The 21,858-nt window shown below is 58.1% G+C and carries 17 protein-coding genes and 7 pseudogenes; 18 read left to right on the top strand and 6 right to left on the bottom strand.

What is annotated here, in order from left to right; all coding sequences use genetic code 11:
- Positions 1-193 precede the first annotated feature (193 nt).
- Positions 194-414 (top strand): annotated as a pseudogene (locus WN73_RS14685) (phage integrase N-terminal SAM-like domain-containing protein); the annotation flags it as partial.
- A 53-nt stretch (positions 415-467) separates the two neighbouring features.
- Here the strand turns inward: WN73_RS14685 and WN73_RS14690 are convergent.
- A pseudogene (locus tag WN73_RS14690) lies at positions 468-575 on the bottom strand (tyrosine-type recombinase/integrase); the annotation flags it as partial.
- A gap of 703 nt (positions 576-1,278) precedes the next feature.
- Here WN73_RS14690 and WN73_RS14695 point away from each other — a divergent pair.
- From WN73_RS14695 to WN73_RS14735, 9 genes and pseudogenes are all read left to right on the top strand, one after another.
- Positions 1,279-1,991, top strand: a pseudogene (locus WN73_RS14695) (IS5 family transposase).
- Between the two features lie 62 nt (positions 1,992-2,053).
- On the top strand, positions 2,054-3,274 hold the full coding sequence (locus tag WN73_RS14700) for an IS701 family transposase (protein ID WP_097669484.1): 1,221 nt from the start codon (positions 2,054-2,056) through the stop codon (positions 3,272-3,274).
- A gap of 320 nt (positions 3,275-3,594) precedes the next feature.
- The gene (locus WN73_RS14705) at positions 3,595-3,717 is read left to right on the top strand and encodes a hypothetical protein (RefSeq protein ID WP_271553464.1); all 123 of its coding nucleotides are present in this window, start codon (positions 3,595-3,597) and stop codon (positions 3,715-3,717) included.
- 857 nt (positions 3,718-4,574) lie between these two features.
- Entirely contained in the window at positions 4,575-6,986 is a 2,412-nt protein-coding gene (locus tag WN73_RS14710) for a 2-aminoethylphosphonate--pyruvate transaminase (protein WP_161536430.1), read from the top strand.
- Between the two features lie 31 nt (positions 6,987-7,017).
- Positions 7,018-8,076 (top strand): dhydrorhizobitoxine desaturase, encoded by a 1,059-nt coding sequence (gene rtxC, locus WN73_RS14715; protein WP_097669827.1) that lies wholly within the window; start codon positions 7,018-7,020, stop codon positions 8,074-8,076.
- Positions 8,077-8,105: 29 nt separating this feature from the next.
- Positions 8,106-8,891, top strand: a complete 786-nt coding sequence (locus tag WN73_RS14720) for a gamma-glutamyl-gamma-aminobutyrate hydrolase family protein (protein WP_245570244.1) — start codon at positions 8,106-8,108, stop codon at positions 8,889-8,891.
- Positions 8,892-9,020: 129 nt separating this feature from the next.
- Positions 9,021-9,923 (top strand): DMT family transporter, encoded by a 903-nt coding sequence (locus tag WN73_RS14725; RefSeq protein WP_097669825.1) that lies wholly within the window; start codon positions 9,021-9,023, stop codon positions 9,921-9,923.
- Positions 9,920-11,200: an ATP-grasp domain-containing protein gene (locus WN73_RS14730; protein WP_097669824.1), complete on the top strand. Its 1,281-nt coding sequence runs from the start codon at positions 9,920-9,922 to the stop codon at positions 11,198-11,200. Before WN73_RS14725 ends, WN73_RS14730 begins: the two co-directional genes overlap by 4 nt.
- A complete protein-coding gene (locus WN73_RS14735; protein ID WP_097669823.1) occupies positions 11,200-12,537 on the top strand; it encodes a glutamine synthetase family protein in 1,338 nt (445 codons plus the stop codon). Before WN73_RS14730 ends, WN73_RS14735 begins: the two co-directional genes overlap by 1 nt.
- Positions 12,538-12,882: 345 nt before the next feature.
- Here the strand turns inward: WN73_RS14735 and WN73_RS14740 are convergent, their stop codons facing one another.
- Entirely contained in the window at positions 12,883-13,470 is a 588-nt protein-coding gene (locus WN73_RS14740; protein WP_179880082.1) for a hypothetical protein, read from the bottom strand.
- Positions 13,471-13,756: 286 nt separating this feature from the next.
- Here WN73_RS14740 and WN73_RS14745 point away from each other — a divergent pair, with 286 nt between their 5' ends.
- The 4 genes and pseudogenes from WN73_RS14745 (at position 13,757) to WN73_RS14760 (ending at position 16,352) form a co-directional block, all read left to right on the top strand.
- Entirely contained in the window at positions 13,757-14,092 is a 336-nt protein-coding gene (locus WN73_RS14745; protein WP_097669829.1) for a helix-turn-helix transcriptional regulator, read from the top strand.
- Positions 14,079-15,362, top strand: coding sequence for a type II toxin-antitoxin system HipA family toxin (locus WN73_RS14750; RefSeq protein ID WP_097669822.1), 1,284 nt, complete (start codon positions 14,079-14,081; stop codon positions 15,360-15,362). Before WN73_RS14745 ends, WN73_RS14750 begins: the two co-directional genes overlap by 14 nt.
- A gap of 13 nt (positions 15,363-15,375) precedes the next feature.
- Positions 15,376-16,008 (top strand): annotated as a pseudogene (locus tag WN73_RS14755) (transposase); the annotation flags it as partial.
- On the top strand, positions 16,008-16,352 hold the full coding sequence (locus WN73_RS14760; RefSeq protein ID WP_097669821.1) for a hypothetical protein: 345 nt from the start codon (positions 16,008-16,010) through the stop codon (positions 16,350-16,352). The pseudogene WN73_RS14755 and the gene WN73_RS14760, both read left to right, overlap by 1 nt.
- A gap of 293 nt (positions 16,353-16,645) precedes the next feature.
- Here the strand turns inward: WN73_RS14760 and WN73_RS14765 are convergent.
- A pseudogene (locus tag WN73_RS14765) lies at positions 16,646-16,951 on the bottom strand (IS110 family transposase); the annotation flags it as partial.
- Here WN73_RS14765 and WN73_RS14770 point away from each other — a divergent pair.
- Positions 16,931-17,415 (top strand): annotated as a pseudogene (locus WN73_RS14770) (transposase); the annotation flags it as partial. The pseudogenes WN73_RS14765 and WN73_RS14770 sit on opposite strands and share 21 nt — an antisense overlap.
- Positions 17,416-17,639: 224 nt before the next feature.
- On the opposite strand, the gene WN73_RS14775 reads toward WN73_RS14770, so the two are convergent.
- Both WN73_RS14775 and WN73_RS14780 read right to left on the bottom strand, forming a co-directional pair.
- On the bottom strand, positions 17,640-17,846 hold the full coding sequence (locus tag WN73_RS14775; RefSeq protein WP_271553470.1) for a cold-shock protein: 207 nt from the start codon (positions 17,844-17,846) through the stop codon (positions 17,640-17,642).
- 888 nt (positions 17,847-18,734) lie between these two features.
- A complete protein-coding gene (locus WN73_RS14780; protein ID WP_097670005.1) occupies positions 18,735-19,127 on the bottom strand; it encodes an avidin/streptavidin family protein in 393 nt (130 codons plus the stop codon).
- A gap of 424 nt (positions 19,128-19,551) precedes the next feature.
- On the opposite strand from WN73_RS14780, the gene WN73_RS14785 reads away from it, so the two are divergent.
- The gene (locus WN73_RS14785; protein ID WP_097670003.1) at positions 19,552-20,169 is read left to right on the top strand and encodes an N-formylglutamate amidohydrolase; all 618 of its coding nucleotides are present in this window, start codon (positions 19,552-19,554) and stop codon (positions 20,167-20,169) included.
- A 185-nt stretch (positions 20,170-20,354) separates the two neighbouring features.
- Positions 20,355-20,876, top strand: coding sequence for a hypothetical protein (locus WN73_RS14790; protein ID WP_097670004.1), 522 nt, complete (start codon positions 20,355-20,357; stop codon positions 20,874-20,876).
- 116 nt (positions 20,877-20,992) lie between these two features.
- On the opposite strand, the pseudogene WN73_RS14795 reads toward WN73_RS14790, so the two are convergent.
- A pseudogene (locus WN73_RS14795) lies at positions 20,993-21,421 on the bottom strand (transposase); the annotation flags it as partial.
- Here WN73_RS14795 and WN73_RS14800 point away from each other — a divergent pair.
- Positions 21,420-21,695 (top strand): hypothetical protein, encoded by a 276-nt coding sequence (locus tag WN73_RS14800; protein WP_271553471.1) that lies wholly within the window; start codon positions 21,420-21,422, stop codon positions 21,693-21,695. The pseudogene WN73_RS14795 and the gene WN73_RS14800 overlap by 2 nt on opposite strands.
- Positions 21,696-21,858 lie beyond the last annotated feature (163 nt).

Here is a 21,858-nt window from a genome sequence, read left to right on the forward strand (position 1 = left end):
TTGGGCTCGCCGGGATCTGCGCGGGGGGCGCCCAGTGATGGGTGTCCCTACCGCGAACAGATTGTTAGAATTTGGCTTTTTATTAGGATTGAACGAAGCCGCTGCCGCGGCGTAAGGGGCAAGGTGGCGTAGATCGCCTCCTGGCTGAAGGATGTGGGGGTTGGAGCCCACCCCCTCAGACAGGAGTATCGAGATGGCCGATTTGAGCCCTCTTCGCCGCCGCATGATCGAAGACATGACCGCCCGCAATCTGTCGCCGGCGACGCAGCGATCCTACATCAGCGCGGTTCGAAGTTCAGCCGCTATTTTGGCCGATCACCTGACCGGTTAGAGTTGGAAGACGTCCGCGCCTTCCAGGTGCATCTGGTCTCGACCGGCATATCATGGCCGGCGCTGAACCAGATCGTCTGTGCGCGGCTGTTGGCGATGGCGACGCGATGGGTGTAGCGGCCGAGATAGGCCAACACCACCTGGATGACGCCGCGGGCGCTGTCGATGTCTTCGATCCGCAGTCCCGCAACCTCCGAGGCCCTGAGCCCGGCCGCATAGGCGGTGGTAAGCGCGGCGCGGCTCTTCGATGGCTTCCATCGCATCCGCCACTTCGGCTTCATGGCCAACGGCCATCGCGCTGCCAAACTCGCCCTTTGCTGCAAACTTCTCGATCGTGAGCGGACAGCGCCAAACGATGGCGAGCCGTCGCCTGTGGATTCGGAAGCTCAAACCTGGGCCGAGGCTCCTGCCTGTCCCGATTGTGGTGGCGTCATGCGCATCATTGAGCGCTTTCGACATAGCTTCAGACGCCCCAGCCCTCGAACATCACCGTTCCGATGCGACACATCGTGAGCCAAGTCATGCAGTGCACGACGATCATCATTCGTCATTTCGCTCCCAGCGTCTCGATCATCGCGGACGATGTCGAATCCGTGCTGTCACACCGCGCCACAACAACCGTCCGATGCAGCAAAAAGCCTATCGCGATCTCCGGCGAAGCGCGTCTGATCTCAACTCTTCCCCGATGCGCACATCCCGTTTCTCTGCCTCTCGCGCCGAGCCAGCAGATCGGGCATTGCGATCTCGAACAATCCCCATAGCTGCAAAACCGCGCATAGCCTCCCGCGCCTTCGTTCAATCCGGCTTCAATGAGGTCGCGTCATAAGCGCCTGCCGCGCCCTCGCGTGAGCGCGACCTCACAGAACCCTCAAGATTCTCATCCTGGCTTGGCTGTGATTCAAGCTTGGGATGGACCGATTCGTTTTGACTGACGCCCAATGGGCGAAGATGGAGCCGCTGTGTCTTGGCAAGCCTAGCGATCCCGGCCGGAGCGGCAATAACAACCGGCTGTTTGTCGAAGCCGTGCTGTGGATTGCCCGCACGGGCAGTCCGTGGCGCGATCTTCCGCGCGCCTTCGGCAACTGGATAACTGCGTACTCGCGCTTTCGCGACTGGGCGAAGGCGGGCGTCTGGAAGCGCATGTTTGATGCGGTTTCAGACGAGCCGGACATGGAATATGTCATGGTCGATGCTACCATCGTCAAAGTCCACCGCCACGGACAGGGCGCAAAAGGGGGACGCAAAACCAGGCCATCGGCCGCTCGAAAGGTGGAATGACCACCAAAATCCTGGCACTGACCGACGCGCTCGGCAATCTCGTGCGCTTCGTGCTGCTGCCTGGGCAGCGCTTTGACACGGTCGGTGTCCCGCCGCTGATCGAAGGGCTGGCCTTCGATGCGCTGATTGCAGACAAGGCGTTCGACAGTAACGCAATCATCGCCGACCTCGACGCACGCGGCGCCAAGGTTGTCATCTCCCAGCACCCGCGGCGCGCAAATCCTCTCGCCATCGACAAGGAAATGTACAAATGGCGGCACCTGATCGAAAACCTCTTCTGCAAGCTCAAGGAATTCAAGCGGATCGCCATGCGAGCCGACAAAACTGACCTCAGCTTCGAAGCAATGATCAATCTCACCGCCGCCGTGACAAATTCAAGATGAATCCAAACAGACCCTAGCATTACAGTTGCTTTTATTGCGGGCTTCTGAATCCATGGGCAACCATGATTCGAATGTCGTGGGCGCGGGCCGCGTCGGTTGAGGAGACGCTTGCGTTGTGGGCGGCGTCGCTTCGAGAGATCAAGCAACGGATACGTCCGTTGTTCACGCAAGAGCGTGTTGCGACGAATGCAGGCCTGTTCCTGGAAGGTCTGCTCGGAGATGAGCAGCGCAAGACCGGTTGGATGCGCGCGGAGGCGGCTGGCGATCCCGGCCCATGGCGGCAGCAGGCGATTCTGGGTCGTGGAGACTGGGACGCTGATGCCCTGCGCGATATCGTGCACGACTATGTCATCGAGCATTTGGCGGATGACGATGCGGTGCTGGTGATCGACGAGACCGGTTTTCTCAAACAGGGCAAAGCGTCATGCGGAGTGGCGCGGCAATACACTGGTTCGGCAGGGAAGATCACGAACTGCCAGATCGGCGTCTTCGCTGCCTATGTTTCGCGTCATGGCCATGCGTTCATCGATCGCGCGTTGTATCTTCCGAAGGAATGGACCGACGATCCAGATCGTCTGGAAGCCACATATGTGCCTGCCGATGTCGGCTTTGCGACCAAACCAAAGCTGGCGACGAGAATGATCGCGCGCGCGATAGCCGCGTCTATACCATTCAAGTGGATTGCCGGTGATACCGTCTACGGTGTTGGCAACATCGAACAGCAACTACGTCGGGCAGGCAAAGGCTACGTGCTTGGGGTCAGCAGCGCTCATGTGTTTCGATCCTGGGGCAAGCGACCGCCGGTCGCCGGTACGGCTGCAGACCTCGCCCGGACGCGGCGCTCATCCGACTGGAAGCGCCTGTCGGCGGGAGCCGGAACCAAGGGGCCGCGGCTGCACGATTGGTGTTATCTCGAATTGGCCGATCTCGAGGCCGAGCAGTCCAACAGTGCAAATGACGGTTTGTGGACACGCGGTCTACTGATCCGTCGTCGCATCGCCGATGATGACCTCGCCTTCTTCACCACCTGGTGCCCAGCGGGAACAGCCATTGAAACGCTGGTCGCGGTCGAAGGCCATCGATGGGCGATCGAGGACAGCTTTGAAACCGCGAAAAACGAGTTCGGGCTTGATCACAACGAAAGCAGGTCCTGGCATGGCTGGCACCGTCATGTGTCCCTGGTGATGCTCGCCTTCGCCATGATGGCCGCGATCCGACATCGCGCTAATCCGCCACCGCCCAAAAAAACGAAACGGCGCCCCCCGGCAAAAGCCAAAGCATAACCACCCCACCACTGATCCGTTGGTCAATCCAGGAAATACGCCGCATTGCCATCAGACTTGCTCGAAAGCGGATTCAACCCGCACACATCATCGCATGGTCTTTCTGGCGCAGAGCTCACCAGGCTGCCGCTCAACGCGCCCACTTCAAATCAAAAAAGCAACTGTAATGCTAGCAAAGCAGGACGACATGTTCTGCTTCACGGCGACTCGCCGAAAGGTATGGAACTGATCGTTGCTAAAGGGTCAGCAATCGCAAGGTCGCTCAGATTGCCTTCGAACCGGACTCGACCAAGGCCGCTCCATTCAAGCGCAACGACGTGATGCCGGCAGTCATGTGCGACGAGGGCGTACACTTTCCAGGCATGAGCCTCCAGGCGGATCTCGCCGGCACGGCGGAGAAGCTCGGTACCTCCATCTGGGGGTATGGCGAGGATCGTACGTGAACGGGAAGATTGGGCCATCACTTACCTGCAGATATCGCGCTCGCAGGCGGAATGCCGACGGTCCTGATATCGAACTATCAACTTCTTCTAGCTCGCTGTGAATCTCCGCACTCTGCCGCCCACGTCGGCTTGTCGCCGCCAGATGGGAGGACGTGTCAGGAAAAATTCACGCAAGAAAATCCTGGAGAGGGTTGAAACGCCCCTAACGTCAAGTTGTACGATCTTGAAATGGACAACGGCAGTCATCAGCGTCCCAAACCCTCCAACGAGCGACGGTGTGCGAATGCATCAAGTCTCAAGCCCACGCATCAGACTCCCGCTGCCAACGACGATTATCAAGTGTGCCATGCCTTGATCTGCATCCGGGCGCGATGATTTGCATCGATTTCCAAACGTCAAGTTTGCCTGAATGGCGCAGGTTCACACGTAAGTCGGTCGGCCGACCTGCCGCTTCGCGACGCAAGAAGGCGACCACGCTAAAACCTGCGCATGCGTGATGGCTGGGTGAGAGCGCGCGTCGGCGCCAATTGCGTTCGAGGGCGCGGTCGCAAAGCCAATTTCTAGGAGGTCTGAATGGCATCGGTGAGGAGCTTTGAAGATCGCTCTGCATCTGCGATGAGATATGGAGGTTGTCATCCGGCAGGCTTTTCGGACGCCGACCAGAAACGCGCCCGCGATCTATGACGTTCCTAAGCTGTTGACCGAGGAAGTCGACGCTCGCCACAGGGGCTCCCCTGGTGGGGTGGGCGTACTTCAGATCCATTGACGAATACAACTTGAGGAGGAATGGTTTGACAAGACAGCGCTCTTTGCTGACGCCTGGTCCATTGTCGTTATCGCTGGCGGTCAGGAGCCAGATGCAGCTTGATCTCGCATCGCGCGATTGCGAGTTCAAGGAAGTGACCGCCTGCATGAGGCGGCTGATGCTCAACTTGCTGGGAAATGCTGGCGACCATTCGGTGGTGCCTATTCAGGGAGGCGGCTCCTTTGCAATGGAAGCCGCTCTCTCTTCATTTGTGTCCCGAGCCCACAGGCCGCTCGTTTGCATAAACGGCATCTATGGCGAGCGCATTTTAGAAATTTTGCGGCTGTGGGGCGTCGAAGCACTGAAGCTTGTCAAGCGAGCGACCGATCCTTTGGATCCTCAAGAAATTGGCGAGCATCTGAGCCGAAACCCTGGCGTTACGCACCTGTGTCTCGTGCACTGTGAGACGACCACCGGGATCGTCAATCCGCTGGACGCGATCGTGGAGGAGGCGAGGCGACGTGGCGTAAAGACCATCATCGATGGGATGAGTTCTTTCGGCGCCCTTAATATCGACCTGAGCCAGCGTGGACCTGACGTCCTGGTTACGTCGAGCAACAAGTGCATAGAAGGGCCGCCGGGAGTAGCGTTTGTCATCGCGTCTCGCGAGCTGCTGGAGAATGCGGTTCAAGAACCGAGGTCGTTTGTGCTCGACGTGAGAGATCAATGGCTCTCACTCGAGCGCACCGGCGAGTGGCGATCGACCCCTCCCACCCACGTCGTTCAGGCAACGACAAAGGCCTTGAAGATTCTGCACGAGGAGGGCATTGATGCCAGGCGCTGCAGATACGAGAAGGTCAGGGACGATCTCGTCAAAGAACTCGAAGGAGTAGTGTCTCCGCTGCTGTCCGCGGACTTGCAGTCGCCGGTCTGCGTCGCGTTCAGTGCGCCGTCCGGAATCGTGGACCAGGCAGGATTCGATGGGCTGTATCGCCACTTGGCGGCCCACAACCTTTACATCTACTCGAAGCTGCATCTTGCGACGCGGAGTTTTCGAGTCGGTTGCATCGGGGAAATCCAATCCAGCTGGATCGAGCAGTTGGGGTGCGCTTTTCGTACATATTTCCGGTCCGGTCAGGCTCGGTCAGCGGGCCCGATATCGGGCCAAGAGACATGCGGGGCTCGCGTAAAGATGCCGGCTCGAGCGGCTGCGGACCCGCAGCTGTCGTTCTCTGCCGAGACTGCTGTTTTGCATGCGGGCTATCGAAGCGACCCGGTGACGAAAGCCGTCGCAGTGCCGATTTACCAGAATACGGCTTATGAACTCGATGGCGATCTAAACCACATTGCTGACGTCTACAACGTTAAGGCTGATGGGTTCACCTATACGAGGATCATCAATCCGACGACCCGCGCGCTGGAAAGGCGCTACGCCGCCGTCGATATGGGAAGCGACTCGCTCGCCGTTGCGTCAGGTCAAGCGGCGACGTTCCTTGCTATTGTCAACCTGTCAAGTGGCGATGTGGGGGACAATGTCGTCGCCTCTCCGTATCTATATGGCAATACCTGGAACCTGCTCCACAACACATTAAAGCGTCTTGGGATCAGCGTGAGGACGGCAGATCCTCGAAGGCCCGAGACGTTCGAACGTGCCATTGATGATCGCACGATATGCCTGTTCGGAGAGGTGATTTCGAATCCCTGTCTGATTCCGCTCCCCGTCAAACAGCTGGTGGAGATCGGCCGAAAGTACGGCGTGCCTTTGGTCGTGGACAATACGACGACGCCACTAGTATGCCGGCCATCAGATCTTGGCGCTGCGATTACGACGTACTCCGCAACGAAATATATATCCGGCCATGGCACGACGCTCGGCGGACTGATCGTTGACAACGGCGAGTTTAGCTACCGGGGAGCCTCTCGCTTTCCCTTGTTCAACCGTCCCGACGATGCGCATGGCGGAATTGTCTGGCATAACGCGGTGCGCGATGTCGACGATCTTGGAAAGAGCGAGTTTCTCCTCAAGGCTCGAATGACCTGGTTGCGCGATACCGGCGCGGCGATCGCCCCGTTTGCGAGCTTTCAACTGATCCAAGGGCTTGAAACGCTGCCCCTTCGCATGAAGCAGCACTGCGCGAATGCCAGGATCGTGGCCGACGTTCTCAAGGAGCATCCTAAAGTGCGCCGTGTCTTCTACCCGGGGCTCTTTGAAGGCGCCGATCGGGAAACCGTCGACCAGACACTCAATGCCGCATACGGGCACGGGGCGATGGTCATGTTCGAAGTGGAGGATGAACAGGCTGGGCGCAAGTTCATCCAGAACGTCGACTTGATGTATCACGTTTCGAATGTAGGGGATGCCCGCACGCTCGTGACCCATCCTGTCTCGACGACCCACACCACCGTCCCGCGGGAAAAGCGCGAAGCCGCCGGCATATTTGGCGGCTCGATCCGACTTTGCGTCGGCATAGAAGATGTCAGCGACATCGTACGCGATCTGGACAAGGCGCTTTCCGCAATCTGACAACCCGCAAGGCGATCAGGAAGAGGTTCTCATGAATCAGGCAGAGGCTTGGAAATTGAGGTCATCACGCTATGAGGCCGTTCAATTCAGCCGAGAGATCAATAGGCAGCTCTCCGAGTTGAGGCCCGACAACATAACGGGAGCCGCTTATATTGCTAAAGATTACGCTGTGATCACAGCGTGCACGCTCGCGACTGTGTCCGTCTCATGGTGGCTCTACCCGCTGGCCGTTCTTCTGATTGGTGCCTATCAGCGCGGATTGACAACCATCGCTCATGATGCGGCTCACCGCACGCTCGCAAAGAACACGACCTGGAATTATGTGCTCGGCATTCTGTTCGCGGCCTATCCCTTGTTCCAGCGCCACTGGGCCTACCGGATCTCGCACGTCTATTTGCATCATCCCTATCTCGGCGACCCGGACAAGGATCCCGACCTGAAGTTCTTCCTGGCCAGCGGCGTTTACGACGTGCAGTCTCCGGAGCGGTACGCTTTCAACATCATCTGGAAGCCGATCTTCGGCGGCGCAACAGTGACGTATCTGAAATATCTTTGGACGAATCGGTTTTCGATCACAAATGCCGAGGATCAGAGCCGCTCAGCCATACTTGTCGACAAGTATGGCTTCTATCTCTTCTGGATCAGCATCCTGGCCGGGTCATATGCTCTTGGGCTGCTCCATATCGTCGTCCTGTTTTGGATCGTGCCCTATCTTACCACGTTTCAGGTCCTCGGCTGGTTTATCGAGCTCGCTGAGCACTCACCTATGTGCGAAACCGAGACGCAAAACGTCTATCTCACCAGGAATCGGAAAGGAAGTTTCCTCGAGCGGGCCATCCTTGGACAGAATCTGGATGAATACCATCTTGAGCATCACCTTTCGCCGGGTATCCCGTTTTGGCTGTTGCGCAAAGCTCAGAAAATCCGAATGCAGGATCCGAACTACGCGAAGGTTGCCGCTACCTGGGGCGGGCTCTTTGTCAAGGGACCTCAAGGTCAACCTAGCGTCATAGCTCAGTTGAAAGAGCGAAATCGACGGTTGTATGAGCAGTCCGTTGCCGACGTTCGCACGCGAGGGCAGGGGGCGTGACGTTGCTTCGGCCAGAGCGCGCCCGAGCCGTGGTCGGCGTCACCTCGAACCGTCTTTTGGTCGATGGTGTGCATCGTGACTGGTTGCGGCGCAAGTACGTGCAGGCACTCCATCGGCATGCGGGAGTGGCTTGCGTCATATTGCCGACGGTCGACGCCGAAGACGCGAGGGAGGAGATCGCCCCGGCGATCATGCGCCGGCTCGACGGCCTGGTGTTGACTGGTGATGAATCGAACATCGACCCCGCCGTCCTGAGAGCGCCTGCGTCCTTGACGGAGGCTGATCCGCAGGACGTTGAGGTTGGGATCCTTGACCGCCCGCGGGACAGGCTCTCTGCCGTAACCATAGAGAGCGCCATCGCGCTCGGAATGCCTATTCTGGGCATCTGCCGTGGGCTTCAGGAACTCAACGTCTATTTCGGCGGCACACTCCGCCCATCGCTTGCGGAGTGGAGGCCGGAAAGTGGCGCGATGCATGCCGAGAAGTCAGATCGTCCTAGAGACCGTCAGTACGACGCCGCGCACAGCGTCAGCATATGTTCCGATGGCGCGCTCTTTCCAGTCGCGCGGGCGATCGAAGCGCAAGTCAACTCGCTGCACAATCAAGGCATCGAGGCGCTTGCCCCGGCGCTGAGGCGGGAGGCGTGGGCGCCTGACGGTCTGGTCGAGGCGGCCTCGGTCATTGGCGCGCCGACGCTGCAAATCGGTGTGCAATGGCACCCCGAATGGCACGTCTCAACCGATCTCCTCAGCAAGCAACTGTTCAAGGCATTTGGAGAGGCGTGTGTTGGGTACTGCCGAACTAAGAAGCACTAGAGGCGGATTGTGACATTTCAAACCAAACGTGGTCCGTGCAGGTCGAAACGAGAATCCGTCGGAGCCGATGTACGCGTCTGGTCCTGCGAGGGCCGTGCGCCGCCGCGCGGGCACAGGAAGAGTGCGCGATTGACGAATCGCTTCGCTCTAGGAGTTTTCTTTGTGGCGCTTTATGTCGTCGTGAGCGCGGCAGGCGAGGTTTATGCGGCATCGTATTTTCAGCAAGCAGATGTGTTCGTCGCGCTCCTGCTGTCCTTCGCTGTGATTTGTCTGACGTTCAATCTCCTGGCTCACCACGAGGGAGGCGAAGCAAGGGTGGCGAAATGGTCGCTCCTGATCTTCGTCGCGCTCAATGCCGTGACAGCGATCAGCTGGATCGGCCTGTTTATCGGCCTGAAATACGCTGAACCTGCGATCGTCGTCGCCTTTATGGTGGCGTTGGGGCCCACTGCAACAGTGTGGTTAAACGCACTGATCAGGCGCCAGGGCGCCCCTCCAGCATCCGATATTGTCGTGAGCGTTACGATCGCGACGATCGGGAGCTACATGATTTGGATCTCGGCCAGCGGCAACGCGGGCGTGGAGTGGGGGGCTCGATCGTCCTTTGGCATCGTCTTGGCCATCGTGGCCGGCCTATCGCTGGCCGTTACAAATATACTTGTTAAACTGCTGTTCGACCGTGGCTTTTCTGGCCGACAAGTGCTGGCGCATCGCTTTTATGGAACGATTCTCTTGCTGCTGGGACTGGTCGACCATTCATCTATGGTGATCGAGATCTCGCAGCATTGGTTTGCGATCGCAACAACTGGGCTGTCGACGATCATTGTTCCTTTGCTCTTGATCCAGCAGGGCATTCGCCGCCTAGAGCCCTTCACCGTCAACATGGTCCTGTCCACCGCCCCTATCATCACCTTCCTGTTCCAGTACTTCGATTCTCGCATCGTGCCTTCGTCACATACGTTCGTTGGAAATGTTCTCATTACGGCTGTCTCTGTCGGCAGCATCTACTTGCAGTATCGGAGATCCGCATGAAAGAACGGAACTGTGTAATCGTAGACGCATACTCTACCGGCCGCTACCTACCGGAAGAATTCAAGCGCTATGGAATTGGAACGGTGCATGCGATGTCGGCTGCACAGATTCCACCCATATTCCAATCGCATTTCAATGCGGATCTGTATGATGAAGTCATTCGCCCCAGCGAGCACATGGGGTATGACGACATCGTTGAATATCATCTTCAGGCTCTCCATGGTAGGGAATTGGAGTTCGTTATCGCGGGCTGCGAGACCGGAGTTGAGCTCGCCGATTCTTTGTCGGAGCGGCTGGGCTTACCTTCGAATGGCACCGCGCTATCGGCTGCTCGGCGTGACAAAGCGCGGTTGTCTTGCGCGCTGACCTCTGCAGGCGTGCGATCGATCAGACAAGTCGTGTCCGACAGTGCTGTAGAGTTCGCAAGTTGGAAGCATGAAGCGAAGTTCGACGAGATCGTGATCAAGCCTCTGAACAGTACTGGTACCGAGGATGTATTCTTTTGCTCGACAGATGCTGATATTCAGCGGGCTCTAAGCGCAATTGTCGGGAAGACGAACCGTGTCGGAGCGTTGAATCGCTTTGCCCTTGGGCAGGAAAAAATAAACGGCCAGCAATACACCGTAAATGCCGTCTCGATCGACGGGGAAGCCTTCGTTACGGAGGCCTGGACCTATGACACCGTTCCTATTCAGGGGGCATCATCGGTCTGCTCACTTGAGAGGTTGTTGGGGGGCAGCGAACCAATCGTTCAGGAGCTGTCCGACTACTTGGTGCGTGCGTTGCAGGCGCTTCAGATCGTCGACGGACCAGCTCATGCTGAGATCATTGTCGATCGTCGGGGGCCGGTTCTGGTGGACTTCGGAGCGAGGCTTCAAGGGACCATGTCGGCAAAAGCACGAACCATGGCGTTGGGGCACAACCATATGACGCTGACGGCCTGGCGCTACGCAGATCCCAAGAGCTTTGGTGAGTACATGAGGCTGCGCGGGCCATACAAGCGGCAAGCTCACGCACTATGCGTCTCGCTGATCTCCGATATGGGCGGTGTCGTTGTCGGTTACCCGGGACTCGAAGCTATCCGCAAGCTCCCGAGCTTCGCGGATGCCATTGCATTCGTTCCGATTGGTCAAGAGCTGGTTCCGACGATCGACTTGGCGTCGACACCAGGCATCGTTTATCTCGTGAATAGCGACTTGACGCAGCTTGAGGATGACTATGACAAGTTGCGAGCAATGCGGATGGATCAGGTGTTCGATTTAGTGGATCGCGACTAATGCCAACTAATGCCAGGTTGACCGGGGCGAATCCAGCCCGCGCGGCGATGATCGGCGTAAGCGACTTCGATGGCGTCCTGCGAGGCAAACACGTCTTAGGTGAAGATCTGTCGGATGGCGATAAAGTTATCAAGTTCTCTGAAGCGGTGCTGGCGTGGGATTGCTCGGACCGGGTCATTCCGGCCAGTTTCACGCAAAAGCCGCTATCAGCGTTCGGAGATGCTGATCTGCGTATTCTGTCAGGCACCGGCCGTTCAGTGTCTTATGTCGGCGATCAATATCTCTACCTGGCCGAGTTCACGGGCGCACATGAGAACATCTGCCCGCGCGGTATTCTGCGTAAGGTCCTGAGAAGGGCCGCTGACCACGGATACGGCTGCGCTGCCGGGTTCGAGTTTGAATTTATGCTGTTCAAGGAGAACGCCGACACAATTGAAGATAAGCCGTTCGGCGAATGGGCTCCTTTAACACGGGGCCCGTTCGGCTACTCGATTGCGCGCTCTGTCGCGCAACATGAGCTGTTCGATGAGATCTTGGCGCTTTGTGAGAAGGCTAGAATACCTCTCAGCGGACTGCACTTTGAAACGGGGCCTGGCGTGGTCGAAGCGTCACTTCGTCATTGTGATGCGCTGGAAGCTGCCGATCGAGCAACCATATTCAAGTCGATGATAAAAGCCTGGGCGCAAACGCGAGGCATGATGGCTACATTCATGGCCAAGGTTTCCGAGAAATGGCCTGGCCAGTCCGGCCATATTCACATCTCGATGTCCTTGGATGGTCAGAATGCGTTTTACGACAGCGATGCGTTCGGCAACGTCTCGAAGCTTATGAGGCAATTCATCGCCGGACAACTGGAATACATGAATGATTTCTGTGTGCTCGCAGCGCCGAACTTCAATAGCTACAAGAGATTGGTACCCGGCTGCTGGGCACCAATCTGTCCAAGCTGGGGAGTTGACAACCGCTCCTGCGCGGTTCGTGCGATTCCGGGAGATTCGTCGGCCCATCGCCTGGAGTATAGGCTGGCTGGCGCAGACGCGAACCCATATCTCGCGCTCGCATGTGCCATTGGTTCCGGAATACTGGGCGTCGAGACGGATGTGGCACTACCGGCTTCGATCGTCGGTGATGCAGGCGTGGAGATGTGTCGTCCGTCCGCGAGACTGCCCCAAAGCCTATCAGAGGCAACATCACGGTTTGCACAGTCTCCAGCGGCCAATGATGTCTTCGGAGAAAGGTTTGTTGAAGCCTTTTCTTGCTCCCGCCGTTGGGAATGGGAAGCCGTTCAACATCGGGTCACCGACTTCGAACGTCGGAGGTACTTCGAGATCATTTAGCTTGAGCTCCTCGACAGTCTGCACCTCAGTCCTGTAAATGGCGCCGGAGAGCTGGTGCGACTATCCGTGCTGCCGATGTTAGACTTCAAGCAAATGTGGGTCACTCGTTAACTGTGCGGACCTTGGCGATTGCTCGAAGATGCGGCGCTGAGCAGGACGCTCTTCGCCAATTGGCAACTGGCGTCGGTTCCAGGATTCCTGATTGCTGACGATATCGAGCGAGCCATAGCCGCTTGCGACGGCGAAATCCGTTTCCACACGCATCGGCGCTGTTTGGGACGTACACATCCGGTCAAGCTTTCAATTACTCACAATTTCTGCCCAACGACGGCGCCCAACCCGATGTCAGTAAGGCGTGACAGTCCGCGCCACATAACCGTATTGCCGGGCGGGGATCATTGGAGCGCGCGAGGTACCGCCGAGTCGTGCGATCTTGGTCAGGTAATGAGATAGTGATTTTTGTCGGAACGACCTTTGGCCTTTATCCTTTACAAGATGATCAAGCAGGTCGATCTCGATGTCGGACAGCGCAAGGCTCGGTGGCGCATCTGGAGCCGAGCGGTTGAGCATCGTCATCCAGAAGACCCGCCAACTCAGGATGCAAAAGACCGAGATCAGATTGGCAAGCCGTTGGGCGGTCCTGAGCTTCGACTCGTCAGCTTTGCAGCCCGATTTGAGGATCTTGTGGAACACATCGATTTTCCACCACAGCGCATACCATTCGAGCTTCTCAATGGCGTCCTTGCGTGACTGAACGGGCAGGTCGGTGATCAGTTTCCACTCGATTTTCTTTCTGTTCTTCGGTGTCCCGCGTTCTTCGGCATGGATCACCGTTAATGTCAGCGCGAAATATCGCTTCTGCTTTCCGATCGGCGGGAGGACTCGAATCTTACGATTCGGATCTCGAGAGACATGAACGTGTAAGCGCTTCATCGTCTGTCGTTTCAGGCTGGGACTTTGGTGTGCTTCCGCCCGGGTTTGCAGGTGGCGGGGGTGCCTGGAGCTGCAGCAGTTTTCGTTCACAAACCCGAGTGGCGAGATCGGCTATACGCAGTCGGTTGATTGCCGCTTCAAACTCGGGCTCCGCAAGGCAAGATGATCCATTAACGAACCATATGAGTGGATTTGGTTCACAGATGGACCAGAACTTGACATGATCCTCGAGATTGGTTTATAAATGAGCCATACTAACCACAATGGTCTATTAATGGATCGTGAGATGCCCAAGAAAACGAGACCATACTCTCGATATGCCAAGGATGCGGCTGCACTTCTGGGGCAGCTCATCCGCAAGGCCCGCATCGATCGCAAGATGACGACCGAAGAGCTCGCCGACCGGGCGGGCCTTTCCCGTGGACTCTTGCGACGTATCGAGAATGGCGATCTTGGCTGCACACTTGGCGCCGTTTTCGAAGCCGCCACCATCGCGGGCGTACCGCTGTTTGAAGCGGATGAACGCACGCTGACCAGCGCTCTCGCATCGAATTCGGCCGTGATGAGGCTATTGCCGAAAGCCGTCCATGCCCCGCGCGTGAGGCCCGATGACGACTTCTGACAAGAAGCCGGCCGAGGCCTTCGTATGGGTCTGGCTACCCGGTAAGACCACGCCGGTCGTGGCCGGCCGCTTGTTTGCCTCTGGCAATCAGTTCCTCTTCAACTACGGACAGACCTATCTCGCGCGCAACAACGCCATTGCGCTCTACGATCCGGAACTGCCGTTACGTCGTGGGGTCCTTCCCCTGACGCCGGGATTGATGATGCCTAATTGCATTCGCGACGCGGCTCCCGACGCCTGGGGACGTCGCGTAATCATCAACCGCAAATTCGGGAAGAGCAGCAAGGAGGTCGACGCTGCGGAGATCGACGAACTGACCTATCTTCTCGAATCTGGCTCCGACCGCATCGGAGCCCTCGATTTCCAGTCGTCGGCAGAAAAGTACGTGCCGCGGGAGGCTTCGGCTGCATCGCTCGAAGAACTTCAAGCCGCGACCGCGCTCGTCGAAAAGGGCCTGCCGCTGACGCAGGACCTCGATCGCGCGCTTCTGCACGGAAGCTCGATTGGCGGTGCCCGGCCCAAGACGATGATCACGTCGGACAGCAAGAAGTACATCACCAAGTTCTCTTCACAGAACGACCTCTACAATGTCGTGAAAGCCGAGTTCGTGGCAATGCGGCTGGCCGCCAAAGCAGGACTTGCCGCCGCTTCCGTCGCTCTCGAGCGCGCCGCCGGCAAAGAGGTGCTGCTGATCGAGCGTTTCGATCGGCAGAAAGTCGATGACGGATGGCAGCGTCGCGTCATGGTATCAGCGCTGACCTTGCTCGGGCTCGACGAGATGATGGCGCGTTACGCAAGCTACGAAGACCTTGCGACTATTATCCGTCACCGGTTCACTTCGCCCAAGGAAACGCTCAAAGAATTGTATGGCCGGATGGTGTTCAATATCCTTTGCGGCAATACAGACGATCATGCCCGCAATCACGCGGGCTTTTGGAATGGAAAAGATCTCGCGCTGACGCCCGCCTATGATATCTGCCCGCAAGTCAGGACGGTCGGCGAGACAACCCAGGCAATGCTCATTGTCGGCGAGCAACGCACAAGCCAAATCTCCGTTTGCCTGAAGGCGGCGCCGCTCTTCCTGCTCGATACCAACGAGGCCACGGATCTCATTGCTCGACAGATCAGGGCGATCAAGACATTCTGGAATGACGTATGCGACGCCGCGTCACTTACAGAGGTCGATCGCAATTTCCTATGGGGGCGGCAGTTCCTGAACCCCTTCGCCTTCGTTGACGCTCCCGAAATACTCGCCAAACTCGTCAAATGACGTCGGGCTTGCGGCAACAATGAAGAGCGTCAAACCCAAGGACGGCTCGGGCGAGCCGCCGGCGCAAGGCGGCGGGCGCAATGCTGATGCGGACTTCCACGGCAAGAAACGCTCGAACGACACCCATGCTTCGACGACTGATCCCGATGCCAGGCTCTACCGCAAAGGTAAAGGCAAGGAGACGAAGCTGTGCTTCATCGGGCATGGGCTGATGGAGAACCGCCACGGCCTGCTGGTCGACGCCTGCCTGACGCGGGCCGACGGGCATGCCGAGCGAGTGGCCGCGCTGCACATGATTGAGCCTCGTGCCGACCGGCCGACAGCAATCACGCTTGGCGCCGACAAAGCCTACGACGCAGAGGACTTCGTCAACGAGCTGCGCTCGATGAACGTAACGCCGCATGTTGCGCAGAACACCAGCGGCCGCAGCTCTTCGATCGACGGGAGAACGACCCGGCACAGCGGCTATGCCGTCAGCCAGCGCATCCGCAAGCGCATCGAGGAGGCGTTCGGCTGGATCAAGACGGTCGCCGGTCAAGAGAAGACCAGCTTCCGTGGCCATGATCGCGTCGCATGGGCCTTCACCTTCGCTGCCAGCGCCTACAATCTGATGCGGCTGCCCAAGTTGATCGCGGAGACCGGCTGATGGGCAAGGTGCCCGGCTTCGCCAAGGCCTTTGTCGGACGTTGGCGCATCGTCGAGATGGACGTCTGGGACAGCGACTTCCTCGATCTTGTCGAAGAGGCGCATCTCACCTTCCAGGGCAAGTCCGATGGCGAAATCGCCTTTGGGGCTCTTAAGGGCTTCTTGGACGTGCGCTACGGCGCCCGCGACGGTTCGCCCTGCGCGGAGTTCTCATGGGAAGGGCACGATGAGAATGATCCATCCTGCGGTCGCGGATGGGCTATGATTGGCACCGCGGGCAGGCTCGTCGGCCACTTCTACATCCACAACGGCGACGATTCCGCCTTCGTTTGCGAACGCGGCTGAGTTTTTCAACACCCTGCTCTCATGTTTGCTGTCAAGCGACTCGATCAAGCGGAGCCGCTTCCGGCTGAGCGCCCGGACGCTGGACTTCGAAGGTGCCCACGGTAGGAGGCAGGGCTAAAGACGACGGTTGATCAAGCTCTCATGCGCGGGTTGGCTACCGCATGACCGTGGTTTCGTCTTGGGGCTGCCTCGGTCTAGAGGGCGAGCGTCGGCAATGCCGGCTCATAACAGGCCACGAGGATTCCCCACCGCGCCCTGCCTCCTGCCCTGGGCACCGATATGGTCGGCGCTCTTCAGGCGGCCGACCCGAGTTGTACTTGACGAGTGATCGCCCACAGGAAGCCGACCATCTCACGTGCAATGGCGGTGGTGACGATCACCTTGGGTTTGCCGGCCGCCGACAAGCGCCGATAGCGAGCGCATAGCCTGACCTGGGCCTTCCAGGCGATATCGCGGATAACTTGAGGCAGGCGCTCGTTACGGTCATGGAGCTTGCGACTGACGCGGGCTTGCATGCGATAGGTCCATGCCCCCTCGATCAGAGCCCGCCTGGCCAGAGCGTTGCCAGCCTTGGTGATACCGCCGCGTCGGATGGTGCTTGGCGCAAGATCACGTGGCGTGAAGGGACGGCAGAACGCTTATCCTCGCGCTTTGCCCGTGTGCGCATCCGTCCGGCACATCGAGATTACTGGCTTGCCGAAAGCCGGCCGCAGGAATGGCTGCTGATCGAGTGGCCGGAGGGCGCGGAAGCACCCACCAAATATTGGTTCTCGACGCTTCCGGAGAACATTGGATTCCGTCACCTGGTTGACACGGCCAAGCTGCGTTGGCGCATCGAGCGCGACTACCACGAACTCAAACAGGAGATCGGTCTTGGCCACTTCGAGGGAACGAGGCTGGCGCGGCTTCCACCATCATGCAACGCTGTGCATCGCGGCCTACGGATTCCTGGTCTCCGAGCGGGAGACGATTCCCCCCCTCAGCAACAGGTTCGGCCGGGTTTTTCAAAGAGGTTACAATTCCCGAAACTTATCGCCCGAGGGGTTCCGCCATTGCGGCCTGAACGCCACGTTCCAAATTCGATCTCGACTGTCCGGCGGAAATTGAGCGCCGCTCTCGCGTCCACACTATCTCGATGCCCTTGTTGTATCAGAGCAATCTCAAGACAAAGCAGTCATCGAAATTTATGATGCAGTAAGACTAGCTCTCGACCCCAGGGATGATCGCTTGAGCCGCGCAGGCATTGCTCGGCTTACACAGCGACGGCCGCGAAGCTGATGGCGCAAATCAACCAAAACGCAGATTTTCTGCGGACACCTTACCCGAGCTACCCATCTTGACTTCGAAGCTGATCCGCGCCCCCTCCGCAAGAGCGGTGTAGCCGGCCTTCTCGACTGCTCTGATGTGCACGAATACGTCGGCTCCCCCATCATCCGGCCTAATAAAGCCGTAGCCCTTCGTCGCGTTGAACCACTTTACTATACCGGTTGCCACTATAATATCTCCATGCAAATGACCGCGATCTATCTACTGTTCGCAGAATGATCAAGACCCTCCTCGTAGGTCGCGTGCGATGTTGCCCCGCCGCTCACTATTGAGCGACATCGGTCATCGCTCTGAGCTTCACAGAGCCGTTAGGCCGATCGATCGTCCCGCGTCCTCGGCTGTTTCTGGCCGCGACGCCTGCGGCTGGCGCTGCGGCGTTGCAGCGCGGGTGGAAGCACGGGAAGCTTACTTGCGAGAGGCGTCTCACGCGATCCTTCGAGCGCTCGCTCTTGAGTGGTCGGCATGGCCATCTGTTCCAGCGAACCAAGAAGGGCCCTGCCTTTTTCCGTTATGATCCACTGTCCGGATTCTCGCGCAACCAGCTTCTGTCCGAAAATATTGAGATCCGGGGCCCGCTCTGCCAATCGCTTCATACGAGCCGTCCACTCCGGACCGCTGATGTAGAATACCGCTAGGTAATCCTTCAGGACAGCGAGACTCGCACGGCCCTCCGGTTGGCCGGCGAGAATCTTAAGTATCGAGAGCTGAAAACTCACATTCGTTAACCAAACGCAGTGGCACGATCGCCGCACACATTAGCGGCCCCTAGCGGACCCCGCGCTGGGCTTCAAAACAAGAACCTGAAAACAAATGCTAACGCACGGATCGTCCGACAAGTTTGGACGCAAGCTTATACTGTCCTTTCGGATCTGGGGAGGCCCTTCGATGCAATTCCTCGGCCGTTCCAACAGGGCTTGCGGGAAGCATCGAACCTGCTGATCGTGGACAGCCCAGAGCATTGCGAAACGGAGCTTACGCGTCTCAAAGAGACGCGGTCCGAAACTCGCGAGAGCGAATTGTCGATCTAAGGTCGCCACGTTGCAAGAAGATTGAAAACTACCATACGCGCGTGAATGTATCCGCGCCCTTCAACTTGCCGGGCTTTCCGTTCTTATCAACGTAGAACAGCGTCCATGACGTTGGCATTTGAGCCCCGTTAATTTTTCCAACCCACCGGGTGAACGAATTGCACTGGGCAAAAGTAACAACAAAATACAGTCCGGTTGGACCGACTGCTCCCGATGCAGGATAAGGGATACCCTGGCAAGCAAACCCTTGAGCATGGTTCGTGAAAGTCCCTTGGATTGCCCTGCCATTAGTGGACCAAACATACAGCTCTGAACCCCGTTCATTCTTCCAGTATGAGGGAGCAGGAAGCCCCTGCGCCCTGGCCTCGGCGAAAAGCAAGAAGAACTGAGCGATCAACAAAAATCCCAGAAATCTCTTCATATGGAAGCCCCAAAAGAGTTCGCTTAGAAGTCGCATCTTGGATCACTAATTTGGTGCAACTTGAGGTGACGTTCGCTGCTGTTATCCCGCATTCGGCAACGGAATGCGGCGCAAAAGCGCAAGATCATGCTGGATCGCGGCGAAGGCGGTGTCCCTCGATTGCTTCCCCGCGTCGGTTCGCCTGGGCGGCCGAGCTCCGAGCTGATGCTCGGTTATTGTGAGTGAGGCGCGCTTCCCATGAGCTCCATCGTCCGCGGACATACGCAGACCAGAGGGCATTGCCCACAGCTGTATCGGGTCGGGCAACCTGCGCCAGGCATATCCATTCCGGTGATTGCTAGTGTCCCCACAGCGGCACCTTCGTTCCGCCGTCGATTGCGGCCGCTTTCACTCAACTTCACCGAACATGGCTAAGAAATAACGAATGGCATCTTCCAGAGGTTGCCAGATCTGGGAATCACGAGCATTGCGGCGACACACAGTCGATACGTGCCGATTTAAATCGCGATCCCGAAGGGCTGCTATTGGTCCTTTCCAGGACGCTGTGATTTCCGTGTCTATGTTCGACGGGACATCGATTTATCAGGAGCGGCCGGACCCAACGACTCTTTCGCAAAGATTGGCCGAGTACCACTTACCTTATCACCAGGCGCTATCTGACATCATCCGCCGTCTCCGAAAACTGTGCGGGCGCGTCCTGCTTCTCGATCTGCACGCGTTTTTACGGACCCATCGAAGACGATGTATGAATCGGCGACTTGCGGGTGCGTCGTGTCAACCGGCCACAACAGCGATCGCCGTGATCGCGTTCGAGCGACGGGGCTTCCGGGCAGTTTCCAATGAACCGTTTGCCGGCGGCAGGAAACACTACAGCGCTTCGAGCAAGGCGTTGCAGATCGAATTGCGCTTCACAACCTATATGGATTGCGGTCGTATCGATGATCCTGTCCGGCCAGAGATCGACAACGCGCGGCTCCAATTTTTGAAGCCCCGCCTTCGTGGTGCGCTCACGGAGATGGTTGATCGATGGTGCCCAATCTAGAAGAACGCTTCACCTGCAGCTGCGTGCCGACCTCCAATCGCGACATCGCACCGCGATTGCTGACATGGCGATGGCGAGATTGCCGGGGAAATTGCGGTCAGCACCCGGATCTCGCCGCAGCTCTTGACCGTTGCGAGTTATCCCGTCAACGAGAAAAGCCGATGAATGGGAATGACAGGCTGAGGATGACGGATGTGATTGATCAAGCGAACGCCTCGGAGTTGCCGCCCGTCTCGCACAAATCGCCAAGGCGCGTTTCTTGGATTCTCGCGCTCGTGGTCATCTCCGTTGGTCTGTGCGCCGGGGCAGCCTACTATTGGAGTAACATCGAGACAGTTTTCGCGACGTCATCGGCGCATGAGCCTGTCCCGATTACAGGCTTGTCACCTGAGGATAGGGAAGCTCTCCTCCAGATTCGATCAGGACAACAGAAGGCGAGCGATGAGATCGCAGAGCTCAATCGCAACATCGGTGCCCAGCAAACCGATTTGAAGCGGATGGCGGACCAGATCGAGGCGCTCACGGCGAAGATCGAATCTTTGCAGAAATTGCCCGTTCCCGCCCCTACGCCCCCTGTTCCTTCTCCGCCGGCCGCCCATTCCGCTTTGAAGCCGGCCAAGCGAGTGGTCCAACCTTCTAAACCAGAAGGGCCAATCTCAATCGGGGGCGCGCCGCTGATCCCGGAGCGAGGTACTGACCAGCGTTGATGCAGACGACGACTTTGTCGTCGACTGCTTTTCGTTGTGGCAACGCTCCCGGCCTTACGAGCCCTTGACCATGGCTCGCTTGATGGATCTCGCGCCTAAAGCCCGCGCGGAGATGAATAGCTATCCATCCATGCGTCGACCAAAATGTAGGTCAGTCGGATCACGTCACGCAGGCGCGGCGCATTCTCTAGGCGTGACAGTGTCGGTTGGGAACAAAGATCGCGACCGCTGTCCGGCAGCCGTCCGCAGGCCAGCTTGAATGCGGGATCGGACCGCAGATGATCGAGGTCGTCGGCGTCCTCGTAGCCGCAGCAGATCGCGAACATGCGCGCGCGGAACATATCGACCAGGCTGTGCACGACCCGCGTCGGATCGCGCCGATCCGGGAACACCCGGGCCAAATTGTCGGCCAAACCAAGACGCCGCTCGGCCATCGCCAGAAGCATCCCCCCCTTTCGAGGTTAGGCGCCCACCATCGAGGCAGCTGTGACTTTCTTGGCGTGAACGGCTGGAAACGAAAAGGGCAGAATCGTATCATCGTTCATGGCGGGCGTGGCGTTCACGGTTGAGGTGATGGGGTTGGCTTCGCAACCGAATCCTACGCCGCATCAACGCTACACCACGCTCGCCAGCCCCTCAGGCGCACGCTTTCGAATAAGACGGGCTAGCTCGACGCTGAAGAAGATGGTCAACGGCGAGTTCGACTTGCGCCGTCTGAACGACGTCACCCAACAGCTTCTCGAGTCCAAGCAGATCGAGCAGCGGTTCGCCTCGACCAAGACCGGCGGTCGCCCCTCGCATCGGTGGTTCGCACTGTGACGGAGCGGAGTGCCTTTTTACATTACTTTCTGAATAGGATAGGCAGGCGAATGGGGCGCACGCTGCTAACGTACGCCCCCCTCGTTTAACGCTAGGACCTTCGCGGCGCCGCGTCCATTTACGAAACAGCCGTTATTTCCTGCCCAGGTCTCTCTTTATTGCG

Source organism: Bradyrhizobium sp. CCBAU 45394, assembly GCF_028128655.1.
GTDB lineage: Bacteria > Pseudomonadota > Alphaproteobacteria > Rhizobiales > Xanthobacteraceae > Bradyrhizobium > Bradyrhizobium diazoefficiens.